22 protein-coding genes are annotated in these 25,456 nt (G+C 46.0%); 4 read left to right on the top strand and 18 right to left on the bottom strand.

Translation table 11 applies throughout. The features are described 5' to 3' along the window. From KD145_RS15135 to KD145_RS15155, 5 genes are all read right to left on the bottom strand, one after another. Positions 1-564, bottom strand: a complete 564-nt coding sequence (locus KD145_RS15135) for a Crp/Fnr family transcriptional regulator (protein WP_212006661.1) — start codon at positions 562-564, stop codon at positions 1-3. A gap of 59 nt (positions 565-623) precedes the next feature. Next, entirely contained in the window at positions 624-926 is a 303-nt protein-coding gene (locus KD145_RS15140) for a DUF1330 domain-containing protein (protein WP_212006662.1), read from the bottom strand. A 144-nt stretch (positions 927-1,070) separates the two neighbouring features. Beyond that, complete coding sequence (locus KD145_RS15145; RefSeq protein ID WP_212006663.1) at positions 1,071-1,529, bottom strand: DUF6496 domain-containing protein; 459 nt, start codon at positions 1,527-1,529, stop codon at positions 1,071-1,073. A gap of 62 nt (positions 1,530-1,591) precedes the next feature. Continuing rightward, positions 1,592-2,230, bottom strand: a complete 639-nt coding sequence (locus tag KD145_RS15150; protein WP_212006664.1) for a phosphoribosyltransferase — start codon at positions 2,228-2,230, stop codon at positions 1,592-1,594. 9 nt (positions 2,231-2,239) lie between these two features. Next, positions 2,240-2,902, bottom strand: coding sequence for a dienelactone hydrolase family protein (locus tag KD145_RS15155; protein ID WP_212006665.1), 663 nt, complete (start codon positions 2,900-2,902; stop codon positions 2,240-2,242). A 372-nt stretch (positions 2,903-3,274) separates the two neighbouring features. On the opposite strand from KD145_RS15155, the gene KD145_RS15160 reads away from it, so the two are divergent. Next, the gene (locus KD145_RS15160; protein WP_212006666.1) at positions 3,275-4,072 is read left to right on the top strand and encodes a hypothetical protein; all 798 of its coding nucleotides are present in this window, start codon (positions 3,275-3,277) and stop codon (positions 4,070-4,072) included. Positions 4,073-4,082: 10 nt separating this feature from the next. On the opposite strand, the gene KD145_RS15165 is transcribed toward KD145_RS15160, so the two are convergent. From KD145_RS15165 to KD145_RS15215, 11 genes are all read right to left on the bottom strand, one after another. Beyond that, the gene (locus KD145_RS15165; protein ID WP_212006667.1) at positions 4,083-4,763 is read right to left on the bottom strand and encodes a methyltransferase domain-containing protein; all 681 of its coding nucleotides are present in this window, start codon (positions 4,761-4,763) and stop codon (positions 4,083-4,085) included. Continuing rightward, entirely contained in the window at positions 4,763-5,722 is a 960-nt protein-coding gene (locus KD145_RS15170) for a hypothetical protein (RefSeq protein ID WP_212006668.1), read from the bottom strand. Before KD145_RS15170 ends, KD145_RS15165 begins: the two co-directional genes overlap by 1 nt. 7 nt (positions 5,723-5,729) lie before the next feature. Next, a complete protein-coding gene (locus KD145_RS15175) occupies positions 5,730-7,085 on the bottom strand; it encodes an MBOAT family protein (protein WP_249219837.1) in 1,356 nt (451 codons plus the stop codon). A 458-nt stretch (positions 7,086-7,543) separates the two neighbouring features. Then, positions 7,544-8,665 carry a Fic family protein gene (locus KD145_RS15180; protein WP_212006670.1) on the bottom strand — a complete coding sequence of 374 codons (1,122 nt, stop codon included), beginning with the start codon at positions 8,663-8,665 and terminating at the stop codon, positions 7,544-7,546. Between the two features lie 93 nt (positions 8,666-8,758). Next, positions 8,759-10,186: a trehalase family glycosidase gene (locus KD145_RS15185; RefSeq protein ID WP_212006671.1), complete on the bottom strand. Its 1,428-nt coding sequence runs from the start codon at positions 10,184-10,186 to the stop codon at positions 8,759-8,761. A gap of 9 nt (positions 10,187-10,195) precedes the next feature. Continuing rightward, positions 10,196-11,398 (bottom strand): glycoside hydrolase family 27 protein, encoded by a 1,203-nt coding sequence (locus tag KD145_RS15190; protein ID WP_212006672.1) that lies wholly within the window; start codon positions 11,396-11,398, stop codon positions 10,196-10,198. Between the two features lie 24 nt (positions 11,399-11,422). Continuing rightward, positions 11,423-12,466 carry a PEGA domain-containing protein gene (locus KD145_RS15195; RefSeq protein WP_212006673.1) on the bottom strand — a complete coding sequence of 348 codons (1,044 nt, stop codon included), beginning with the start codon at positions 12,464-12,466 and terminating at the stop codon, positions 11,423-11,425. A gap of 19 nt (positions 12,467-12,485) precedes the next feature. Continuing rightward, positions 12,486-14,168 carry a RagB/SusD family nutrient uptake outer membrane protein gene (locus KD145_RS15200; RefSeq protein WP_212006674.1) on the bottom strand — a complete coding sequence of 561 codons (1,683 nt, stop codon included), beginning with the start codon at positions 14,166-14,168 and terminating at the stop codon, positions 12,486-12,488. Positions 14,169-14,208: 40 nt separating this feature from the next. Continuing rightward, the gene (locus tag KD145_RS15205; protein WP_211999549.1) at positions 14,209-17,541 is read right to left on the bottom strand and encodes a TonB-dependent receptor; all 3,333 of its coding nucleotides are present in this window, start codon (positions 17,539-17,541) and stop codon (positions 14,209-14,211) included. Positions 17,542-17,776: 235 nt separating this feature from the next. Further along, complete coding sequence (locus KD145_RS15210; RefSeq protein ID WP_211999551.1) at positions 17,777-18,940, bottom strand: FecR family protein; 1,164 nt, start codon at positions 18,938-18,940, stop codon at positions 17,777-17,779. Positions 18,941-19,028: 88 nt separating this feature from the next. Continuing rightward, positions 19,029-19,643: an RNA polymerase sigma factor gene (locus tag KD145_RS15215; RefSeq protein WP_211999558.1), complete on the bottom strand. Its 615-nt coding sequence runs from the start codon at positions 19,641-19,643 to the stop codon at positions 19,029-19,031. A gap of 246 nt (positions 19,644-19,889) precedes the next feature. Between KD145_RS15215 and KD145_RS15220 the strand changes: the two genes are divergently transcribed. Both KD145_RS15220 and KD145_RS15225 read left to right on the top strand, forming a co-directional pair. After that, on the top strand, positions 19,890-20,489 hold the full coding sequence (locus KD145_RS15220; protein WP_211999560.1) for a methyltransferase domain-containing protein: 600 nt from the start codon (positions 19,890-19,892) through the stop codon (positions 20,487-20,489). 13 nt (positions 20,490-20,502) lie between these two features. Next, positions 20,503-21,258 carry a YoaK family protein gene (locus tag KD145_RS15225; RefSeq protein ID WP_211999562.1) on the top strand — a complete coding sequence of 252 codons (756 nt, stop codon included), beginning with the start codon at positions 20,503-20,505 and terminating at the stop codon, positions 21,256-21,258. On the opposite strand, the gene KD145_RS15230 is transcribed toward KD145_RS15225, so the two are convergent. After that, positions 21,224-21,949, bottom strand: a complete 726-nt coding sequence (locus KD145_RS15230; protein ID WP_249219373.1) for a Crp/Fnr family transcriptional regulator — start codon at positions 21,947-21,949, stop codon at positions 21,224-21,226. The genes KD145_RS15225 and KD145_RS15230 overlap by 35 nt on opposite strands. Positions 21,950-21,988: 39 nt before the next feature. Here KD145_RS15230 and KD145_RS15235 point away from each other — a divergent pair, with 39 nt between their 5' ends. After that, positions 21,989-22,702 carry a Crp/Fnr family transcriptional regulator gene (locus tag KD145_RS15235; RefSeq protein ID WP_211999564.1) on the top strand — a complete coding sequence of 238 codons (714 nt, stop codon included), beginning with the start codon at positions 21,989-21,991 and terminating at the stop codon, positions 22,700-22,702. Here KD145_RS15235 and KD145_RS15240 read toward each other — a convergent pair. Beyond that, positions 22,694-25,402 (bottom strand): hypothetical protein, encoded by a 2,709-nt coding sequence (locus KD145_RS15240; protein WP_211999567.1) that lies wholly within the window; start codon positions 25,400-25,402, stop codon positions 22,694-22,696. The two genes, KD145_RS15235 and KD145_RS15240, sit on opposite strands and share 9 nt — an antisense overlap. Positions 25,403-25,456 lie beyond the last annotated feature (54 nt).

Genomic DNA, 25,456 nt, shown 5'->3' on the forward strand with positions numbered 1-25,456 from the left:
TCAAAATTTCACCTGATTGAATAGCTTGCTAAAATTCGTCGGGTCTATACCCAGATAGGAAGCAATATACTTGTGTGGCACCAGATGCAGCAGTTGCGGGCTTCTCTGGCAAAATGCCCTGTACCGTTCTTCTATGGTCATAGCCCGCAGGTTAATATGAAGGTCAACCATGTCTGCCAACATAGCTTCGATCATTCGTCTGAAGAGTCTTTCTATTTGCTGGGATTGGTCAAGCAGCTTTTGTAGCTGTTCATAACTGATATACTCCAATTCACTGTCTGTCAAACAGGATAAAAAGTATTTGGAAGGTACCTGAAACGAAAAGGATTCGGCGATGGCGCATAAGAAAGGGAAATAGCTGAAGTCAATGACATAAGTTTTGTCGCCCTCGAAGTAAGCCATTTGTACTCCGCTTTTTACAAAGTAAAGGTCCCGTTGGATCTGTCCGGGCACAGTAATGAAATCTCCTTTTTTAAATGAGCGGAGTTGCAGATTTTCTGTCAGCAAATGATAATCTGCCAAACTGATATCGTGAAATTGTCTGAAGTAATGGTAACGTTCCATAAAATCTAATCATCCTCCCTGTAATCAAAAGTCTACTTCCCCTAAAAAGAGTTATTGATCTATAAAGCAGCTCCCTGGATCAACAATATTTTACTCACGGACGCATCTTTGAGATGTAAAAAGTGTTCTCGTTCCTTGTCCTGTTTAAATGCATCAAAATCCTTTTCTGTAGCGAAACTCACAAGGTGTATCTCATAAGGCATTTCCTGCTCACCGGCTATCAGTTGTTCTTGTGAAGGCCTCAGCCTTAACAGTAATTTACCATGATATTTTTCCAATAAGCCCAAGGCCAAATCTTCAAATTGATGGAACGTCTCTTCTTTCCCAGGATGTATGTAGATAAGCTGCGTTAAATAAATCATGGTACAAAGGAGATTCGTGAAATAAATGTTATGTCACAAAATACTGTTTTTATAAAAAGATCAGTATAAGGATAACGTATTTTTTCCACTCAGAATGGCATAACACTCCAATGATTCTATGAGGCACCGTTTTTTATACTGTTCTCAAACCTTACTGGTAGTCTTCCTGGCTCTTGTTTTTGCAGCTTTCTTAGCAGCAGCAGAGCGTTCGGACTTACTCCGTTTTGAGGCCGCGGCATGAGCCTGACGTGAGAGCGCGGTGTGGGAAGCCGCAGCAGTGCTTTCTTTCTTCAAAGCCTTCTCTCTTGCCTCTGAACGTTTTTTTGAAATCGGTTCATGCTTCTGACCTTTTTCATAGGCCCGTTCTGCACTTTTCCGGGTCTTTTCAGATACGGTCCCGGCTTTCGGAGGTTTTAGTTTTACTCCTGCGCGACGGGCTTCTGACAGGCCTATTGCAATAGCTTGTTTCGCCGATCTCGCTCCATGCTCACCTCTACGAATTTTTTTTATCTCCTCGTGTACAAATTCACCCGCTTGTGTGCTGGGAGATTTCCCCTCACGTTTTGCTTTTTTTGCTCGTTCAATTGTTTTCTTTTCTGGCATAAAATAACTTTTTTATATGGTAAAAGTATAAAAGCGCCCCAGTCAGTCGGAATCTCTGTGTATTACTCAGTTCGTCTATCTCTTTCATTTAATTCCCTTAACAGGGTCATCACCTCCTCATCATCAATCTGTCTAAAATTCTGGTAGAACCTCCCTACCGCGTAGAAAGGGGCAGGTGTATACAAACATATAAACTCATCCACTTCCCTTTTGATTCGCTCCGTGGCTTCCTGAGAAGCAACAGGAACGGCCACTATCAGCTTTTTGGGTTGCTTGTTACGCAGCATTCTCAAGGTGACTAAAATAGTTCTGCCTGTTGCAATTCCATCATCGATCACGATGGCTGTTTTGCCCCTTATATCCATGGGCTCCTCTCTACCCATGAATCTCCTATAACGCTCTTTTAGCTCAAGGCGGATAAGATCAATTTGTACTTTAAGGTATTCATCGGGTATGTTGTCCCTCTCATCTATGAAGGCATCTTCTAATCCCACTGCACCGATAGCATACTCTTCATGCAAAGGGTGACCTATTTTTTTGGCCATCAACAAGTCCAACGCAAAATCCAGGTGCTTAGCCAGGTAATAGCCTATTGGAACGCCTCCCCTCGGCACAGCCAGCACTACACCAGTTTCTCCCTTGTACTTTTCTAATTTATCTGCTAACTGCATTGCTGCATCATATCGATCAATAAAGTACATAACAGGTTTTTAAAGTGGGCTGCCAGAAAACTTCCCGTTCCTGATTAAATACCGCTCAAACCAATCAGCAGCGAGATTGGATACGCTGTCCAGGGTTCCGGGCTCTTCAAATAAATGTGAAGCACCTTGTACAATCTCCATTCTCTTTTCACACCGAAGCTCATCATAGGCTTGTTTGTTCAACTCAATGACAGCGGTATCCAGCGAACCGATGATCAGTAATGTTGGTGCTTGTACCTGTGACAGATTTTTTGACAGATCTGGACGGCCACCACGGCTTACCACAGCCTCAATCCTTTTGTTCAGTGCAGCAGCCTGCAAAGCCGCTGCAGCGCCAGTGCTCGCACCAAAATAACCAACAGGCAATTGTCGCAGGGCAGCTTGTTCCATCGACCATTCTGATACTTTTATGAGCCGATTACTCAAAAGATTGATGTTGAAGCGATTTTCAAATACTACATCTTCTGAAGGTGTTAAAAGATCCGTAAGCAGGGTTGCCATCTGATGTTCATTCAGAACATCCGCCACAAAATTATTCCTGGGGCTAAATCGGCTGCTTCCGCTTCCATGTGCAAAAATCACCAATCCTTTAGCAGCTTCAGGTACCTTCAGCATCGCAGTCAGCTGTGGCCCACCTTTCAGTTCAACCTTTATTTCACCATTGTTCGGCATATGAATTATTTTATTATCAATGTTGGTTAAAACAAACTGACCTGGAAGGATTTTTTTGCAATATCCAAGCCATCTTCAGGCCCTATTGATACGCTCGATATACTTAACATTACTTCTTCCTCAGATGAGCATAATTCCAGTTCCGGGCACAAATGTTATTCCTGAGGTACAGCTCATCTCGTATTGCTCATTGTATTTAGTGGTATTTAAAGGACAGATTGCGCAATAAAAACTACAAGTAAAATCTCCCGGCAGGTCCATCCTGGCAGTTAACGCTGTGACAGTTATGATTCGCTTTCGGTGGTACCAATCCTACAGTGCATTTGTTTATATGCCCATCTTCTTTTATCTTATATAGACAACTACAGTATCATGAAAACAAAACCTATACTTAAGCCAGCTTTTTTAATTGCCACCCTCACTTTATCCCTAAGCCTTTCAGCACAGGAGCATCCAATGTTCGACACATTAAAGGTTGACAACAACACCAAACTCATAGGATACTATCCATCCTATGACAAAGCAAAAACTTATCAGTATCTGAATTTCTATCTGGATAATCCTGCGGAAATAAAAACAGTGATGAAAGAACTTACCACAGGTACTGAAGTACAAAATGCAATGGAAAGTTCGCCATTCTTTATCAGCATCATTCAAAACTACACCCTGGTAGAATCCTGGATTGTGAATCCAACCCTGAAAAGTGCCTTGTACGACGGGCACACCTACAAATTTGATATTGAAAAGATTAAAAAGCTCAGTAAGAAATATCCATTTGATTACAAAATGGAAAGGGTTACATTTTCAAATAAGGAAGAATACGAACAGTATTTAGCCAAACAAAAATCTGACACGACTTTTCTTTTTGCCTACCGTCCTCAGTTCAGGTATGAAGGTAGTTTTGAGATACAATTTCCAAACACGGGCACATTCTCCAGTCCTAAAACCATCAGTGATTTTTTAACCCCATTGATCGAGAAGATTGTCCCGGAAAACGAATATCGGGTGGGCTATATACTGGATCAAAAGAACATACATGATCAAAACCAGTTCACCATGACAATCACCGGGAGCAAAAAACTTTTTGACAATCTGAAGGTAGATAACCTGAAAGCCGAAAACTGGAAGCCCACGGTTGAAGAAGGGAGTTTTTTCTATAAAACGAAGTAGGTAGTCTTTTTTATCTGTAATAGGAAGTCACAGCCTCCTGACCGGTATAGTTCGGTCCGGATTTATCATCTGCGCCTACATATGTCAGCCTCAGGTCAATACTTCGAGGCCCTTTACACATCAGTATTTTCTTTCGGGTATTATATGTCATCTCATATTCCCGAAACAGTTTCTTCAGGCATTGATCGTTCCGGTCGTCTTCAATCTTAATGTTATTCAGATCAAGATTAGCTATTAATACACCTTGTTTTCCCAATGTTTTTAAAGCCGTTAGCAATACCTTCAGCTTATCACCGATATAATGCAGTCCATGTACGCAGGTTATCAGATCATACTGGTCATTACTTGTCCAGCTGACCAGCGATCTGATTTCAAATTGCAGACAGTTTATAGTCGATGGAATTGGCTGAAACTGATCAACAAGATCAATTCCCTTTAGTACAACACGATCCTGAAGTCCTTTACCGGCAATAGTTTCGCCGTATTGCAACAATGCATTGCCTTCTCCGCAGCATAAGTCCAGCCATTTTACCTGCTCTTGTTGTTTCAGGCAGTTATTTAAATATGTTTCCGGATTAAAATTTAATTCTTTTTCATAACTGTTTACCCCACTTGCTATCCGCTTGCGGTTCATTCTGTTGTTAGCGACAACAGGGGACCAAATCAGTTCGTTCTCAGATAGTAGCTTCATTACTGTCGGGATTCAGTTGTGATAAGATTTTTCAACCTACCTGCCAATCGTGCTGTAAACAGATCAGCGCCCTTATTATTGAGGTGCATGGTATTATAAAAATATTTTTTGTTGAAACAGAGCTCATCATTGGAGAAATCGAAGAAGGGTATATTGTATTTCCGGGAGAATTGATTGTATAGCTTTAAAAGTTCGTTTCTGTTGGCAATAAACCGTTGACCATCGATATGTTCGGGAGCGTAGAAGAGTACCAGTTCAATGTGGTTTCGGCTACACTCTTTGATAAAATTTTCGAACAATGCAATACTGGCGGTATCGAAGCGGATTTTATATTGTCCATTGTTTCGTTTGGCGTTAACGAAATCATCGTTCCATTCCATATCCATACCACGAAATCCTTTTTGTCTGTATGGTGGAATATCATTTCTAAGGCTACCAGCAATCATATCCATCGTTTCTGTTCTTCCTGCATATCTCATTAAAGGGATAAAATAATCGGTCTTACTAAAACCCTCATACGATGAAGTATACCTGTAAATATTCTCATTCCAGAGCATATACGGCATAAACTGGGTTAGCTGGTATAAATCCGGTCTTTTCTGCAGCGTAAATGCATCTACCGACATGACTATATGCCCCGGCTTGCGGTTATGTTTCAGATATTCCAGATGACGAAGATATTGCAACCAGAAGTTATGACCATCGATACCCAGATTGTATACACGCTTGTGCAGGGAATCCTCTATGATGGCTGGGTTGATCTGCACCCATGCCCGTGAGGAACCGTATACTGCAATATCACAGTCTACCCGGCCATCATATATGTCCCGCATCACCTCCAGTTCACCTATATCTCCATTTGCGTTTTTCAGGCCACGGGACAAGAGTATATCCAGCGGATACATTAAAGCAATGAGCGGAAATATGAATAAAAATACTTTCAGTAGAAATTTTTTCATGAAGACCTTAAAATTGGAAATAGATGAACTGTTGCTCTTTTCCGGCGAACCAGAAAACAGCTATTACCACAGCATAATAAAAAGCATATCTGACGGGCTTCTTCCAGTTCAGCCCCAATGTTTCGATTGCATACCTGTTTTCTCTGCCACACCACTCTACCAGCATAAACAGCGTAATCAATACCAGCTGAATCACCACGGCGTGGCCGGATTGGATATCCGGTTTACTAAACAGCGACCAGGAAAACATTCCTGACAAATAGGAAAATGCCGCTTCTATACTTTTTGCTCTGAAGAATACCCATGCTATCACGGTCAGGCTGAATGTAAGCGAAACATTGAACACATCTTTAACGGAAGGAAGCAGTTTTCCCTGGGCTACTGTTTCCAGGTTATTTCTGTTTTTGCTGGTGAGTAATAAAGGCAGAAAATAAAGCGCATTTAGTGCTCCCCAGGCGATAAAAGTCCAGTTAGCACCATGCCAGAAACCGCTGACGATAAAAATGATGAATGTATTCCTTATTTTCATCCACGTGCCACCTTTACTACCTCCCAGCGGGATATACAGATAATCGCGGAACCAGGTGGAAAGTGAAATATGCCAGCGTCGCCAGAATTCAGCGATATCACGCGAAAAATAAGGGAACGAAAAATTCTGCAGCAGCTCTATTCCAAACAGTCTGGCTGTACCCAGCGCTATATCGGAATAACCGGAAAAATCTCCATAGATCTGAAAAGTGAAAAATATGGCACCTAGTGCCAGGCTGCTGCCGGAATGATCAGCGGGGTTGTTAAACATCTCATTGGCAAATACAGCACAGTTATCAGCGATCACGATTTTTTTGAATAATCCCCAAAGGATTTGCCGTAAGCCATCCACTGCCTTTGCATAGTCGAATGTTCTTTGTTTTTTGATCTGAGGTAACAGATGGGTGGCTCTTTCTATAGGCCCAGCCACCAGCAACGGAAAGAAACTGACAAAAACAGCATAATCCACAAAATTACGTTCTGCTTTAATTCTGTCCTTGTAAATATCTATTACATAAGACAAGCCATGAAAAGTATAGAAGGAAATTCCAACGGGAAGAATTATTCGCAATGTCCACGGATTGACTTGTATCCCTGAACGGGCAAGCGCATCTGCAAAAGATGCTATAAAAAAGTTATAGTATTTAAAGAAGAACAGGAACCCCAGATTTACAATAATACTGATCCAGAACCAGGTTTTCTTTATGTTGACGCTTTTGGCATCGGACATTTTCAGCCCTGTATAATAGTCCAGTGACGTTGAGAAAACCAGTAAAAAGAGAAAACGCCAATCCCAGCATGCATAAAAGAAGTAGCTGGCCCCCAGTAACAACATATTCTGGATGGTTAGATTTCTGTTTGCAACAAACCAGTATAGGATGAATACTATAGGCAGGAATATAGCGAATCCAATAGAATTAAAAAGCATTACACAAGATGTTGGTTGCGGTGCGGCTACATGACTCTTATGAGCGCTGGCATAAGGTCAGATAACCAGCCGATTTTGGTTAATTGCCGGCAAATTAATCTAAAAAATACATCTGCAACAATTTTAACCTCCCTTATCTTTTTTACTTATCCAGCCTGATCAGCCGCACATAATCTATCATCTTCTGGTTCACTGTTTCATTCATGTTGATAACTGCCTGTCGCAGCACTTCTACCGGTCTGCACCGAAGAGGATTGTCCTGTGCAGACTAATTTTTCACGCTATTTCCATAAACAGTTGGGAGTGACACCCCCAGCTTATATCAATAGCCTGGAGAAAGAGCCGTGAGTTAAACTCAATCGTGGTTACATGGAAGAAGTGTCTGTTTCCTCCTTTAAGATGTAACTTGTACTTCTTCCTCCTGATGGCCCTTTAATCAATAGCCCGCGCTCTATTAAATCCTGGATATCACGAATCGCTGTGTCATGTGATGTTTTGGTAATTGTAGCCCATTTGGAAGAAGTCAGTTTTCCATGAAACCCATCCAATAATCTATTCAGCATCATTTTTTGCCTATCGTTAATAGATTTTGTAGCCGGATTCTCCCAAAACTTTGCTTTTCTGATCACAGCAGCCAGTGTATTGTCAGTCGCTACGATAGCGCGATGCAGACAACTTAAAAACCATTCCATCCAGGCAGTAATATCCAGGGTGTCTTTTTGTGTTTTTTCCAGAATATCATAATAATCATTCCTTTCGATTCTAATCTGTGCTGACATACTATAAAAGCGCCGGGGGCTTCCATCAGCTCTTGCGAGTTGCATATCGGTGAGTGCACGTGCCATACGTCCATTTCCGTCATCAAAAGGATGTATTGTTACAAACCAAAGATGGGTAATAGCTGCCTTTATTACGGGGTCTATCTTTTCGTCTTTATTAAACCAATCTATAAACCGGGCCATTTCTATATCCAGTATATCAGCATCCGGAGCCTGAAAGTGTACTTTCTCCCTTCCCATAGGGCCTGAAACCACCTGCATAGGGTCATCCTTACTATTATTACGCCAGGCGCCGACAACAATTTTATGCATACCGCTGCGCCCTGTAGGGAATAATGATGCATGCCATCCAAACAGACGTTCATCGGATAGAGGAAGAGCATAATGTTGTGTTGCGTCCAACATCATCTCCACAACTCCTTCTACATCCCTGTCAGCCGGGATAAGGCCAGCAACTTCTATCCCCAGGCGACGGGCAATAGAGGAACGTACCTGATCATGATCCAGTATCTCACCTTCTATCTCACTCGATTTCAGCACATCCATCGTCAGGGTCTGGAGAGTGGCTTCTTCCTGCAAGGGAAATCCCCACCCTTCCATCCTTCCAAGCAGTTTTCCTTGCCGATAGCGCACCTCAGCCAGTAGTGCAACAATTTGCTCATTATCCCAATGAAAGTCAGGCCGTTGTTTCAATTGATAAATAAACATTTTGCCTAGAATATAACATTTTTTCTTTGCAACAGCGGCCTAATCTACGCAAAACATGCGTAGATTAGGCCGCTTATTCTTCGCATCATCTTCTCAATTCACTTCTGCCTTCACCTTCTCTCCTGCTCTTACTTTAACATCAGTATATGAAATCATGTTCCCGCTATTGTCTTTCCGATGACTGGCGCGTCTGGCTGTCTGATGCAGGATAATTTTATCATAATTACCTGCAAAGGCAGCTCTCCATAACAGTGGTTGTTTCCCCTTGTTGTGGAAGATGGTTCTCTTATCAGCATGGTTGACCATAATGGTCGTGTTTAGTATATGGAGGCCGTCCAGGGTGGTATTGTTTCCTGTAGCTCCGCGGTATAGGGTTGTAATACGCTGACTGGGCGCATCAGGCTCTATTCCCATCAGTCCACTGACGATGCCTTCCACTACGCCAAAGGATACTTCCGGATATTCCCTTCTGGGTGTGGCTTTATCTGTAAGTTGCAGGATATAGTCAGTGGCTTTTTGCCAGTAGCCCTGCTTATACAGTATTACAGGGAGATAGGACGTAGTTTCCACATTCCAGGGTGTGGAAATAAGATGAGTGATTGTTTGACGGCTTCTGGCGGTATCTTTCAGGGCATCGAACCAAAGCAGGAACATTTCACCTTCACCCGTTCCGAATTGCCCTGCACCGTTATACCAGGTATAATAACGGGAAGCCTTTTCATTCCACCAGTATTGATCAATTTTTTCCCGGTACTGTTCTGCCATCTGTTTGTACAGGGCGGCTTTTGCGGTGTTTCCCCGTAAGCTTAAGATAGATGAATACGACAGTAATCCCCGGTAAATAGTGGCGATCAGGTCTACACCTGCTTTCAGGTCTGGTACGTTTTCCACATAGGATGCCAGGCCACGGCAGCGATGAAAATAATCAGCCTTGTTAAAAGGTGCCGGGGCATTGGGATGCAGCGGACGTGTCAACAGGGAGTCTGCCTGTAAGTTCCATTGATGGATGTATTCATGGATGGTTTTCTCAAAAAAATTGACAAACACCGGTTCTTCTATGTAACGTTTGTCGCCTGTCCAGGTATACAGTTTCCAGCAAGCGAAGATGATATCAAAGTTGGCGTTCAGGTTATACCAGAATTCTTTATCGTTCCGATAGTCTTCCGGTGCAGGTTTTCCGTATTTATTGATTTCCCAGAAAGAGCACCAGTCTCTGCTGGCGGCAATATTCCGGGCGAAGGCTGTCAGCATGTTCCGGTTTTCCTTGTCCAGGCCGCAGATGGCGGCGCCGATGGTCTGATGTGCCACATCACGCATACAAAAAGCGTTGCGGGATGGCAGGGCGGCTTCATACCAGGGTCCTACAGGGTCGGCGGGGTTGCCCCGGTAATGTTGTACCATTTGGAAGGCCCAGTTACAGGCCTGCTGCATAGCGGTATCGGTGGTGGTAAAAGTGGGGCCCTGCGCCTGCACAGCGATGCTGCAACAGGTGATCCACAGGGCCAGTAAGTGGTTTTTCATTTGTCTTTGCTATTGCTTTAATCTGAACATCACTACATCATGCGGTTTTATAGTAGCGCTGAAAGGTTTTTTGGTAGTGCCTTCGTTTTTACCTGTCCATACATTGTACAGGGTGTACTGAATGTTTGTATTTAAAGTATGATGAAAGACATTGTCTACTACAGGTGTTTGTTTCCAGTTGAAGCTGACAGCTGCATCATGGCTGCTTCTGTTCAGGAAACAAACGGCCCAGTCACCATGCTGTAATGGTTTGAACCATATCTGCAGACTGTCTTTATCTGAATATTTAAATCCCTGTATCCCTAGCGGGTCCTGGTCGATGGCGATGATATCTTTATTCGTAAGGATCTCTTTTGTTTCCTTTGTCATTTTGCGGATATCATTGCCGGCCATCAGCGGAGCTGCCATCATGGCCCAGAGGGAGAAATGGGTCTTGTCTTCTGCATAGGTCATCCCGTTGCCTACTTCCAGCATATCCGGATCATTCCAGTGGTCAGGACCGGCGTAGCGGCGCAGGGAATCCTGGAGATCGGCGATACGCATAACGCTCAGCGCATCCCAGGTGCCGTGGCTATGTACAGAGTCGAAAACCTGGTAGATGTCTTCCGTGGTGCGCCAGAGCTGACCTACAGGGGCACCCCATTCCCAGGGTTTGTTGACACCCCATTCGCAGATGCTGAAAATCATAGGGCGTCCGGCTTTGCGCAGGGCATTGCTCATAGTGGTATAAGCCTCTTTGGCGTTGATGCCGTGGGTATTGCACCAGTCGTATTTCAGGTAGTCGATGTTCCATGCCGCATAGTTGCGGGCATCCTGATACTCGTAACCACGTGTACCCGGATATTTGGCGCAGGTTAAAGTACCGGCACAGTTATACATGCCGAACTTCAGTCCTTTCGCATGAACATAATCCACTACCGCTTTAAGACCATGTGGAAATTTCTTTGGGTCGGGGACCAGGTTTCCGAGGCTATCCCGCTCCATGGTCATCCAGCCGTCATCGAGGACCAGGTAGTTGTAACCGGCGTCTTTCATACCGGAGGAAACCAGCACGTCCGCCATTTCCATGATCATTTTTTCATTGATGGCAGTCTGAAAAGTATTCCAGGTGTTCCAGCCCATCGGTGGTGTTGGGGCCAGCCCTTCAAATTTCTGTGCCGCAGCGGTATTGGCCATCGCCAATGCCAGCATGCCTATCAGCAGTTTTTTCATATTTTATGAAGATGATTTACGTATTTAATCCCTGCAACTATTGATGGCTTTTTCCCTGACGGAACAGCCCAGGAAGGCTTCAGGCCCGATACCCAGGAACCGTGGGGTTCCGGAATTGTTTACTACCCTGCCACCCATAAAATCACGGTACCAGTCCATCCAGGGGAAGGTATAGTTATACATTTCCGCAGCGTGTACCACCAGCCCGTCACCAGCTTTGCGCGGGAGTTGCAGCCCTTTGTCCTGGTAGAAATTTTCACCTACTGTATGCAACCATTCATGTACCCATACACCGGGATCATTGGTTTTGTAGTAGCTGATTTTGTTGGTGATACTGGTACCGGCATCAAACTTCACTGTGACATAACCTGTTTTGATATTTTCTTTCAACGGGTTTGTCCAGGCCAGGCCGAAGTAGCCGCTCTTAAAGCTACAAGCAGCCTCACTCTCCCGCCAGAATACAAACACACAATCGTATGTTCCTGGCTGTATTTGAGGCAGTATTCCTGAAATAGTAGAAGGTTCGGCCGTAAACCAGTTATCATTTGAGCGTGTAAGCGTTACCGGTAGTTCAATATCTTTTCTTTCCACATCCCAGTGGATGGTATTGTAAGTATATTTCTCAAAGTGTTGTTGCAGACTCCACTGAAAGAAACCATACCCCTGGTCCAGTTCATCTTTGGAAAAGTGGGTGCTGCATTCACCGCTGGTGGTGATGCCTTTGGTTTCGTATAGTCCTATCCAGAGGGCTTTCCATACCTTGGGGGCGGGCTTGTCTGTCATAACGAAGGCTACTGAAGCAGCACCGGTGACATTCACTTCTTTACGCAGGTACTGATATGAATTTTGCAGTGCCACGCTGATGATATGTTTTCCGGCTGTTACTGCAATGGTGCCAGGCGCCTGTTTACCAGTATATGCACCATCGACGTATACATAACCGGCTTCCGGCGCTGACACGGAGAGCTGTATCTGATTGTCTGACCCGTTACTACCGGCCGGGGCGCTGCTTTTTTTGCAGGCGCCCAGCATTGCCAGTAATAGTATCAGCATGCATCGCTTTTTCATGCTACCGCTTTAATGGTTATTATTTATATCCTGGATTTTGAGGCAGATTGGTTCTTCTGATTTCTTCGCGCGGGATAGGCAGCAGGTAATGTTGTGGCTTAAATGCCCTGTCCTGTACCTTAACGTAGGCGTAGGTTTTGGAGCCATCCGGATTTTTAGTGATGACTATGCCGCCCAGTGGTTTGTTTTCTGTGTCGTCTGCAATTTTCCAGCGGCGTACATCATAATAACGATGGCCTTCCAGGCACAGTTCCACCTGTCTTTCGTTTTGTATTTTTTTCTGCAGGCTGGAGCCGGCGAGGCTTCCGGGCAGATCATTCACAATACCGGCGCGGTGTCTTAACAGGTCCAGGTATTGCCGGGCCACGTTTTCATGACCGAGATTAAATTCTGCTTCTGCATAGTTCAGGTATATTTCTCCCAGCCGGGCGATGACCCAGAACTTATTTGTCTGCAGGTCTGTGTTATAGTTGTAGGTAGTATCCTGGTATTTCCGGAAGCTGTATCTGGTGAGACTGGCATTCCAGGTGTCCCATCCCTTCGGGGAGTCGAGGCCACCTTCATATGCTTCCACCACATTGCTATGTCCTGCGCTGTAACGGTCTTTGCAGAAATCGGGACGACCGAATGGTCTGCCATCGTAGATGATATCGTTGTAGAAACGAGGATCGCGGTTGGTATAAGGATTTTGCGAATCGTATCCGGAAGCAGGGTCTGTGATATCTTTACCATCCGCAGTACCAAAGGCATCTACCAGGTTCTGGCTGGGAGCAAAGGATGACCAGCCATGGAAACCATTGGGAGCAAGGAACATTTCCACACCCTGAAAAGCATCCCAGCGGTATTGTTTGTTACCGCCGCGGGTCATGATGAGTTCTGTGTTCTGGGAGGTGAAGAGGGTAGCATAACTGCCGGTATACAGCTGGTAAACAGGCATGTCAATCACTGCTTTGGCTGCGTCTGAAGCCAGCTGCCATTTCTGTTTGTCGCCGGAAGGATTCCAGAACGGGCTTGCAGCATATAACAACACTCTTGACTTCAGGGCCAGTGCAGCACCTTTGGTAGCCCTGCCCAGATCAGGAGAACCGGTGCTATAGCTTACCGGCAGCACAGCAGCTGCTGCATCACATTCTGCAACAATAAAAGCAACACATTCTTCAAATGAGCTGCGGGACATTTCAAAATTACTATGCAGGTCAAAAGGTTTCTTTACCAGTGGCACACCACCATAATCGCTGACCAGCCTGAAATAGGCAAAGGCTCGCAGGTAGGTAATCTCCGCTTTCAGCTGGCTGCGCAGCGCATCATCACCCGGTACCCCATCTATCTTAGACAGAAAGAGGTTGCAGTCCTGTATCCTTTTATAGGTTTCTCCCCAGATATCAAAATTCCCCAGATTGTCGGGTGTGAGGGAACCGGTATTCATAATGGACGCATTATAATCATCGAACCGGTTGATAGCTTCATCAGTAGCAGATGATAGCGCCCAGGAGCGGTTGGTCAGGTTATTCCAGTAATGACCGGGATTAGGGAGTATGTTATACTGAAAATCAGCAAATGCTTTTGCCAGCTTTATATCTTTCCAGACAGATTCATCTGAGAATGAATCCAGTGGTACTTTATCCAGCACATTTTTCTGGCAGGCCGCTAAAAACAATACGGTACATAATGCAGCACCTATTCTCCAATATATTCTTTTCACAGTAGTTAGATTTGAAGGTAATGAATATGATATAAGGGCCTTACAGACCGATACTGATACCGGCACGGTAAATCCGGGTCTGCGGATAACTAATACCGGTGATATTATTGGTTTCAGGATCGCGGTTGAATTTTTTCATTTTGTCGATAGAGAAAAGATTAAAACCACTCACGAATACCCTGATATTTTCGATACCGATGCTGCGGTACAGATTTTTAGGGACAGCGTAGGAAATCTGAGCAGATTTCAGCCGGATGAAAGAAGCGTCCTGCAGCCAGAAGTCGGCGTACACGGAGTTCCTGGGATCTTTGGAATTGAAGGCCCGCGGATATTCGGCATTAGGATTGTCCGCTGTCCAGCGACCATCGTATAGCCATTGGGGTGGTGCAATTACTGCACCCTGCATTTGCGGCAGGATCAATTGTTTGGCTTCAGCTTGTCCGGCCCATACCAGATCTACCGACAGCCCCTTATACTGGGCGCCCATAGTGATACCGAAGACTATCTGCGGAGAAGCGGATTCCGGGATACGTACCTGATCATCTTTAGTGATAGCTCCATCGCCGTTTTTATCCACGATCCACAGATCACCGGCTTTTGCACCGGCCATATGCGGCGACTCGTCCACCTCATCCTGTGTATGGTAAATACCTTTTGTTTCGTATACCAGCCAGGAATCAATCGGCAGGCCGGTGCTCTTCTGATAGTCGGGGATATTGGGTGCTTCATCACGGAACAGCACCTTGTTTCTGGCGTAGGTGAAGTTAAATCCGACGTTATATTTCACGGCATGTGCCTGACCATTGTAGTTGACGATAAAATCAAAACCTCTGTTCAGTGTTCTGCCGATGTTCTCGTCTGGCAGTACCAGCCCGGTATAAAGCGGTACGGAAGCATTGCGCGGCGCCAGGATATCTTTGCGGAGGTTACGGAAATAATCGACGGTCACACTCAGTTTGTTATTAAACAATACCGCGTCTATACCGAAGTTACGGGTATCCTGTTTTTCCCAGGTAATGCCGGTATTAGGTACAGAAGCCAGGAAGAGTGCTGTTGTTTCAGTATAGCCGGGCCCGAAATAAGTATAGTAGTTTTTGGGGGAATCAAAATAGTCGGTACTCATATTGCTTGCGAGCGAATAACGGGCGAGGTACAGGTACTTGGCTACATCGTCGTTACCCATCAATCCCCAGGAAGCACGCAATTTGAGGTTATCCACAAATTTTACGTTGTCTTTAAAGAATGGTTCTTCAGAGATACGCCATCCCAGTGATACTGACGGGAACATGCCCCAGCGGCTGTTTTTAGGGAAGTTAAAGGAACCATTATAACGGCCCACCACTTCTGCCAGATACTTATCAGCATAGGAATAGGAAATCCTGCCAAGGTAACTTTCGCGGCCATCCTGCGTAGCACTACCCATGGCGTTCTGATCAACTGTACCGCCGCTAAAAAGCTGGTCGAGCTGATCGCTGAGCAGATTTTTCCTGTAAGCAAGTGTTTTTCTGAAAGAAGAAACAGTTTGCTCATAACCGGCAAATGCACTGATATTATGCCGACCGAAAGATCTGTCGAAAGCTATTTTGTAGAAGTAGGTATTCTCATTATAACTCCTTTCATCCTGTGTGAGGCTGAGCGGAGTGGTGCTGGCTTTCTGGTTGTTGTAGGTATTGGTAGAAAGGCTATAGGTATAGGCATCCCAGGGGCGGTTAAAAATTTTCTCGCTGCGCTGATGGTAATCAAAAGCTGCATAACCACTAAGCGACAAGCCTTTGAGAAGAGCAGGCAGCTGCCAGTCGAAACCTATTTTAGGCTGTACGAAGAGGTCAGTTACATTATCATAGCCCGGCTCAGAAGACGTCATGGTATAGGGATTCCGGCCGTTGGAGACACCAGCAGAAGGCAGACCATTTGTCCAGTGTACAGGGATAAAAGGATACATGCTTACTGTTTCGTGCAGAATGCTCCCGGCAGAATTGGCCGGATACGTCCGGTCTTCTTTCCTGGCGGCAATATCAAGTGTGAGCTTCAGATTTTTGGAGATGGCCGCATCGATATTGGAGCGCAGGTTATAGTTTTTGAAGTTTTCGTCGCTGTTGCGCCAGTTGCTTTGTTGTGACAGGTATTGGCCGGATAGGAAAAACTTGATGGCTTCGCTGCCACCTCTTACAGAGATGCTGTGATTGGTTTGTGGTGCATTTTTACGGAAAACGGCATTTTGCCAGTCGGTGCTGGTATAGTTAGGATCATTACCGGCTTTATATTTTTCAATATCTGCCTGGGTATAGGGAATAGTTTGGCCCTGGTAGCCGTTCAGCTCATTGTAATAAGTCATGTACTGCCAGGAGTTGACACGGTGGTCCATTCTGGTGAGCTGCTGTATATCATAACTGCCTTCGTAGGAGATAGACGGCTTACCGGCCTTTCCTCTTTTGGTAGTAATGAGAATGGCGCCGTTGGCGGAGCGCACGCCGTAAATGGCTGCAGAAGCGTCTTTCAGGACGGTCACACTTTCGATATCGTTAGGATTGAGCCGGTCGATGTTTCTATCAGGGATGCCATCCACGATGATCAGGGGAGCTGTACCGCCGCTGAAGGAGTTGAAGCCTCTGACAGAGAGCTGGGAATTGTCATCGCCGGGACGGCCGGAGCGGTTGTTGGCAATCACACCCGGGATATGTCCGGCGAAGGCGTTGGAAACGTTGGCGGTAGGCACTCTTGCCATCTCCTCTCCTTTCAGGGTCGATACAGAGCCGGTGAGGGTTGTTTTTTTCTGGGTACCGTAACCTACTACCACTACCTCCTGTTGCTGAGATACCAGTCTTTTCAGTACTACGGTAACGAATACACTTTTTCCGATCAGTACTTCCTGTTTTTCCATGCCCAGGAAAGAAAAGATGAGTACGCCGGAAGCATTGTCCGGCAAGGAAAGCTGGAACTCTCCGTTTTCTTTTGTAACACCACCGATGGCGGTACCTTTCAATTGTACGGATACACCGATCAGGGGTTGTCCCTGTTCATCGGTCACCCTGCCTTTGATGGTTGCGGCCATCGCTGCAGGGCGTTCATTTTCCGGGGTGGCGGCTTTCCGGATGATGATCGTTTTATCGATGATCTCGTAGGTGACAGGCTGATTGCGGAAACAGCGCTTCAGCACTTCATCCACCTGTACATTGTTTACTTCAATGTCTACTTTACCGGTGTATTGCAGCAGGTTGTTGTTATAGACAAAGTTATAGCCGCCCTGGCGGCTGATCTCTTTAAATACGGTCCTGAGCGGAGCGTTTTTGAGTGAAAGCGTGATTGTCTGTGCATTCGTGCCGGCATGGACCTGTAGCATGAATACCAGGACAAGAAAAGTTGTCAACTTCATTATCAATCTGATTTTGGCCGGAAATCCCGTTGAATGGCGTGGTAGCAGGCCGTGGCAGCCTTTCAGAAAAGTGGAATTACAAAGAACATTTTGCATACTTTTGTCAAAGTTTGGATGTAAACGATTAGCAGTCCCGAAATGATTGTATAAGTGTACTGATCCAACAATCCACCGGGAAGTGCCGCGAACACAACCCGGTTTTTTATTGCACCATACATCAGGCTTTAGAACGGATTTATTTTTTTACGATGATTGTTTTTTCATTAACGGTGAAATGCACGCCCCCACTCAATTCCAGGAAGCGTAATAATTTTGATAGGGGCATATCCCTGGATATTTCCATACTATAAGTATCACTGATTTTATCTTCAAACACCACCTCTACATCGTACCATCTGCTTATCTGACGCATGATATTTTCCAATGGCATTCCGTTGTACGAGAAACGCCCGTCTTTCCAGGCCATGAGTGTTTCTATATCCGGATGCTCCACGACCCTGATATGATCATTGACCTGTGCCTGCTGACCAGGCTTAAGCAGGGCCACTTTCCCCTGATGGGCCACATTTACGCGACCCTCCAGGAGTGTGGTATTAATAGAGGATTCATCAGTATAGGCGTTTACGTTAAAATGGGTACCCAGCACCTGTACTTCCATTTCCTGTACAGTTACTTTAAAGGGCTGGGCTTCTCTGGCAGTCACTTCAAAATAGGCTTCCCCAGTGAGTTCCACCCGGCGTTCGTGACCGTGGAAGGCGGTTGGAAAATGCAGGGATGATGCAGCATTCAGCCATACTTTGGTACCATCGGGTAGTACGATACGGTACTGACCACCACGGGGAGTGGTCACGGTATTATATCCTACCGCTGCAGCAGACTGATTTACCATATCATAGTCCAGCTGCCCGCTACCTGTTTTCTGGATAGTGGCTCCTCCCTGCCTGGCCAGTGTTCCTTTGATGGCACTGTCCAGTTCTATACGGGTACCATCTGCAAGGGTAAGCATAGCTTTATTACCTCCTGGCGGCACATCTGTTTTGTGATAGGCTGCTATGGGCGCCGTTTTCTGCCGGATTCCTGTTACCCAATATGTGGTAGCACCAGCTATTAAAATGAGCACGGCAGCAGCAGCTTTCCACATGACTGTCCTGCGTTTTATCGGTTGTAGTGGTTGATCGTGTAATGGTGCCTGTTCAGCTGCTTTCTGCAGGATGTTTTGGAAGATCTGATCTTTCCGTGCATCGTCTGCCGGTGCTGCAAAAGCTTTACTGATCAAAGCCTGCTCAATAACCTGCTGTAGCGTTTCTTCCTGTTCTTTCTGCTTCAGATAATGGATCAATTCTTCCAGTTCTTCCACAGCAAGGGTATTATTAAGATATCGTTGTAACAGTTCTTTCAAATGTGTCTGATCCATTTTAGCCGATGGTGCTGTTTTCAATAAAGACACCAGAAAAATGCGGTGGTATGAGTGGTAATAAAAAAAAATTTCAGCGGGTGCGGGCGGCCAGGAAATAGCAGATGAGCAGCATTTCTATGGTCGCGTGGTGGCGGAGATAAGTGCGGATGATATGGAGCGCTTTGTTCATATGGCTTTTGACAGTATGCCGGGAGATGTGCAGGGTGTTGGCAATTTCCTCCTGGCTCAGCCCCTGCTGACGGCTCATACAATAAACGGTGCGTTGTTGTGGTGGCAGCTGTTCTACGGCTTCTTCCACCAGTTTTTCCAGTTCATTGCACAGCAGCTGTTTGTCGGGCGTATCAGTGGCTGCCACGGTAGCCTGAGCATAGTCCAGCAGATGATCGGTAAAAGCTTCGAATTTGATTTTTCTCCTGAATGTGTTAAAGATATGATTACGTGCGATGATAAACAGATAGCCTTCGAAGTTGTCTACTCCTGCCAGTTTTTCCCGTTTCAGCCATACTTTCACAAAAACATCCTGAGCCATCTCTTCCGCCATGGCAGCTGATTTGGTCAGTGCCAGTGCTACACCGTAAACAGTATCCCAGTGCTGGTCAAAAAGTACCCTGAAGGCCCCTTCATCACCCTCGGCCACTTTCCTGAAAAGGGCCTTTTCATCATCATATAGTAGGACGGTTGGCAATTGCTAAACAAATAAAACATACCGGCTTCCTATGAAAAACAGCCAGTGATGCGATTAATATTATGGTTGATTTTTTTCCAAGTTATTAAATTTAGGTGTAAATCAATGGGTTCCCTTTACCAAAATTACCTTCTTCTTATCCGATATTAACTGTCCATAGCCATCTATAAAGTGATCTTTTGCAATTTTTTTATTGAAAAGTATCACCACTGCCGAAAGCCACTACCGCTAACTTTGCGTCCAGACATGGAAGATATTACAGTGAGACCTGTATGGTCTGTTAATGATGCAGCTTTTGACTGGTTATATCCGGAGCGGATACAGCAGCTGTCCAGGCGTCACTGGACGCCGGTAGAGGTGGCCCGGAAATCAGCAAGGTTTCTGGCCGGAGGCGAGGGAAAAAAAATACTGGACGTCGGCAGTGGCGTTGGTAAATTCTGTTTGATAGGTGGCTATCATCATCCGGAGGCTAGTTTTTATGGTATCGAACAACGGAAGGAGTTACATCATTTTGCACAGGCAGCGCAACAACATACCGGTTTGGAAAATGTGCATTTTATAAATGGTAATTTTACCCAGATAGATTTTGATGATTTTGATCACTTCTATTTTTACAATGCCTTCTTCGAAAACCTGGCAGACGAAGGACATATTGATCATACCATGGAATATTCTGCCAGCCTGTATCATTATTACTGCCGGCAAATGTTTCAGGGGCTGTTATATAAGCCTGCGGGAACACGGGTTGTCACCTTTCACAGCATGGAAGATGAGATCCCGCCTGATTATCAGCTCGTAGATGCCAGTGTAGATTTCCTTTTAAAGATGTGGATCAAAAGACCCTGAAAATGTTGACCCTATGTTACGCCATACGGGAAAGAAACGAAATTACAGACACAACCTACGACTGGCTATATTGTTATGTTTCACAGCCGGCATGGTCAATGCGGCAGGGCTTTTCGCCTTTGCCGTACTGACCACCAATGTCACCGGACATGCAGCGTTGCTGGCCCAGAAGCTCGCTACAGGCGACTTCCGGGCCGCCCGCATGGTAGGTTTATGGTTACTGCTGTTTCTGGTAGGTGCATTTTTCTCCAGTTATTGTGTCAACAAAACAGGGCGTTTCAAAAGATGGCGGTATGTGATTCCTATACTTTGTGAAATCAGCATCCTCGTCATGGTAGGCAGCCTGGGCCATACTTTCGATCACAGTATCGTTAAAACTGAATATTTTGCGGGGAGCCTTCTTTTTGCCATGGGCATGCAAAATGCGCTGGTGTCGGCTATCTCCGGGTATGTGGTGCGCACCACTCACCTGACAGGTATGTTCACCGATCTGGGCATTGATCTGTACACGTTGTTATCCACACGACAACATCATCAGACAGATATCCGCAAAAAGGTGACGCTTCGCCTGGTGATTATTTTCTTTTTTCTGGCAGGTGGTATCGTTGGGGGTTATGCTTTTCTGCGGCTACATTATGCCACTTTTTATCTGCCGGCCAGTGTATTGGTGATAACCGTGTTTTACGATCTGTTCCGCATCCGGATGCTAAAGATGGTGCATAAAGTCCGCCGCGCTATGGCTGCCCTGCAATATCCACCAGTCGGTTGATATCGCTGATAATAATCTTCCTGCCACGGGTTTCGAGCAGCCCTTCTTTTTTGAATTCCTTCAGCACTCTTATTACATTTTCTCTGGCGGTGCCTACCAGGTTGGCCAGGTCTTCCCTGCTCAAATCGATGACTACCGGCAATTCCTCTTCTCCCTGTATTCTGAACTTTTCCCGGACAATGATCAGCTGCAGTGCCAGCCTTTCCCTGACTGTTTTTTGCGCAAACATGGTCAGATTATTGACCAATACAGCAAATTCGTGACTGAGCGCAGTCAGCAATCTGGTAGTAAGTAAAGGAGATTGATCGAGTGCACGCAGGAAATCTTCTTTGGAGATAAATGCGATAGTACTGTCTTCTATAGTAGCAGCCGTATCCGGATAACGCTCTTCTGAGAGCACGGCATGATAACCCAGCAGTTGCCCGCTATGGGCCAGGTAAACAATCTGTTCCCGGCCATCTTTATCTGCCTTATATTTTTTTACTTTCCCGTTGACAATATAGAAAATACCCGAAGGGAAAGCTCCTTCCCGGAAGAGGATTTCATTCTTCTTATATTTCCGTTCTTCGCGGTGAGCCATCAGCAGTTCATACACTTCCTGCGGCAGATCGGCGAGCACCGATTCGCTTCTGAAATTCCATTTGTCTATTGGAAAGATGTCCCGGATGCTCATAGCACCCAAAACTAGCATTTTAAAATTAAAAGTTACCTTTGATCATATCCACTACAGATGAGTTTGGCAGGCCTTTTTCCCATTGATAAATGGAATTTTAAATCACAGTCTATTTTAACTGGTCTTCCGGAAGAGGAATACACGTTCCTTTGCTCCCGGATGACAGACCTGCGTTATCATAAAGGGGAAGTGATTTTCAGGGAAGGAGTAATCGCTACCAACATCTTCTATATCAAAAAAGGAAAAGTAAAAAAATACCGGGCAGACGGAACAGGTAAGGAGCAGATCATCTATGTTGCCAATACCGGTGAGCTGGTAGGATATCATGCCCTGCTGGCCGGCGGTATCTATCCTGATTCTGCGGCCGCCATCGAAGACAGTGTGATTGCCCTCATTCCCCGGGAAGATTTTCTGCAGCTATTGAACAGCTCCCCCGTACTGGCACGCAGACTGCTGAAAACACTGAGCCACGAATTTACCGTACTGTCCAACACAATCTCTGCCTTTACCCAGCGCTCCGTCAAAGAGCGGCTTGCCATTACACTGATTGTTTTACGGGAGAAGTTCAAAGATGAGACAGCTCCCGGAGAAGATATTCTGGTACAGATTTCACGCAGTGACCTGGCCAATATGGTAGGCACCGGCATTGAGAATATAGCCAGGTTGCTCTCTTCCTTTAAAGCAGCCGGCATACTGACTACGCACGGCAAAAAGATTTGTATCACCGATATAAAACAACTGGTGGCTATCTCCGGCCAAACATTAGGGTAACTTCCTACTCTTTCCTTCATAAGAGCGACCGGGCGAAATGCTGTATTCCTCTCCTGCAGCGGCCTGGAAAGCGCAGGTGTTTTTTCCGGGGATAATATTAACATTGATATCCACAGCATTATTCTTTCCTTTTATGTTCCAGAAGCCCGGTGCCATGCCGTTCAGTACTACCTCACAGGCCCCGTTGCCAGGGATGGAGAGCTGCAAGGTACTATCTATCATATGGGCACCGATGGGCATCACCACCAGCCGGTTGGCCAGAGAGATCACATAACACTGCGCTGTTTCATAAAAGTGCAGCGGCAATGGAGCAGCTCCTTGCTGCGCCATTTGAAAAACTGTCAGGAAACGGTCCCGTTTATTTCCTTCACTGGGAGATACCATGATACGATATCCATTTGCTTCAGGATTAGCTGCGTTGACAACATACGGAGCCCCAAACGTGCTGGCAGCACTGTCTCCGCCCAGGACCACTGCATTGCGTTTGTCAGCGGATGGCAGGAGCATGTCCACATACGTATAGCCGGTCACGTTATCTTCTTCATTATGGAGCTGGAAACCTGTTGGTGTAAGTGCCGGTTTTTTCAGTGTATTGATCTGCCAGTATTTTTTAAAGGAAGATTGAGCAGTCGTCATATCATCGGTGAGGATGATGGCTGCCGGCACGTCTTCTCTGCCAAGCGACAGAAAACAGAAACCACGGGCATAACTGCTCATCTTATCCGTATAGGCTGCAGTCAGATCAGCCATAAAGTAGCTGTAGGACGGTGTTTGGGTAGAGGGACCATAAGCAGCGGACAACACGGTACCGTAATTAAACCATGGATCAGTAGTAGTTTCCTGCGGGGTAACCGGAAAACGCTGGTTAAAACGGGAGCCACCGTCATTGGCTGTTGTCCGGAACAGCAGCGGTTCTGCAGGATCTCTGGCCAGCATCATGCTATGGGAAACGGAGCGTTTATTGAAATTAAAATCGTAGGGAGTGCCGTAAGACAGATACAGACCAATATCTCCCACCTGCATGCCGTGATAATATATCTGCAGGTTGCCTGCGTCCGCATGCTGATGGTTACCAAAATGATAGCCCCCTCCTTTTATCTGAGCGATTACATCATTGCTGCCGGGAGTATTGTTCCATCCGGTGCGGGCAATCATGCCACCTATCACCGGGCCAAAGTCCCGGGTGAGCGGAAGCGATTGCAGGCTGGTATCGGCTTTCAGCGTGGGATCGTTTACCAGCAGGAATAACACGGGGTTGTCGGGCAGACCGCCCTCTCTTTCAAATTCTCCCTTTATCAGCGGATCGTTGGCATAAGCATAACTGAGGAGCATGGTCTGAGGTTGTTTCCAGTAGCTAGGCCGGCGATGAGCCCTTACGCTGAACATATCCCCATCGTGTAACATGGTACCGTCCGGCAGACGCATGTACAGCCACCAGGAAGGCAGGTTTTTGATATTGTCGTCAAATACGGTCTGTCCGGTCATGCGGTAAAAAAGCCAGGCGGCGTGCATTTCCCATCCGAAGCGATAAGCGCCGTAATCCACGCCCTGATTATGTCTGGGCGAGGCATATTCAAACCGGCGCATGGGCACCAGCTGCTCCAGGATGACGTAGGAAGTATACTGATAAGGCAACGGATCTTCGTCATATATGGCGATGCTCATAGCCAGCAGGTCGCGGTTGACTTGTGCTTCGTTGCCATGGCCGTTGATGGCGCTGTTATCGAAGGGAGGCCAGCCTATTTCCATTTCCCGGGCCAGTCGCATCATGTTTTGATACAGTATTTGTTTTTCCTCCCTGCTGAGCAAATCGTAACACCAGTCGTATACCAATGCCCCGGTATAGATGGCACGGCCTACTTCGCGGGTGATATCCCCATATTTTACATTGCCGAATTCCAGCATGGTGAGGTAGTGCGCCATGAGCTGTACCGCTTCGCTGCCGATGTTTTTGTCGCCGGTCATGAGGTAGTAGAAAGCTTTCATTTCGGCGGCTTTCTCTGCGGCCTCATTGTAAAATATTTCCTGTTGGGGATTGTAGACAAAAGGGAAAGGCCGTAGGGCAGCTTCTTTTACTTTGTTCCAGGCGGGTTGGTTGTCGCCGGTATTGAGCCGGGCCCTGACAATAGGTAATGATTTTTCGTTCAGCCATAACCGGGGTCTTGCTGACGGCGGAATGATAGCGGGTTTATACTGTTGGGCGGCGACAGGCACTGCAGGGGGTGTATATGTTTTAAGTCCGATGGATTGCAGGCGGACACCTTTGGGTAGCCATATGCTGATTTTCTGTTGTTTTCCTTTCAGGTCGAATTTACCGGCTGTCTGGGCGCCGTGGTTCCAGGAATCGAATACGATGCGTTGTGTAGGCCGTTGTTGGTTGACCTGTATTTTCAGGAGTATGGTAGGTACTTTCCCTTGTATTATGAGGGTATCCATGTTTTGTTCGGTGGTGGCCCTGGTGGTCATTTCGTAGGTACCTTCCCGTGGGATGTCTACTATAAAGGTCAGGTCGGGGGTGGTGCGATCGTATGAGGTATTCTTTTTCAGGGTGGCCCATCTGATGTTACCGGAGCCTTTGATGATTTCGGTGGTTTTAGGATTGAAAGCTGCCTTATCAACATTCCATTGTTGCTGTGCCAGGCTGGTGAGCGTTAATAATAATAACAACAGGAAGAAGGCTGATCGGCTGCAATTTTTCATGGTACACATGCTGGTTGATAATTACATTCACAGATAAACGGTCGGCTTAAGCAG

This window comes from Chitinophaga sp. HK235 (genome assembly GCF_018255755.1).
Lineage (GTDB): Bacteria > Bacteroidota > Bacteroidia > Chitinophagales > Chitinophagaceae > Chitinophaga.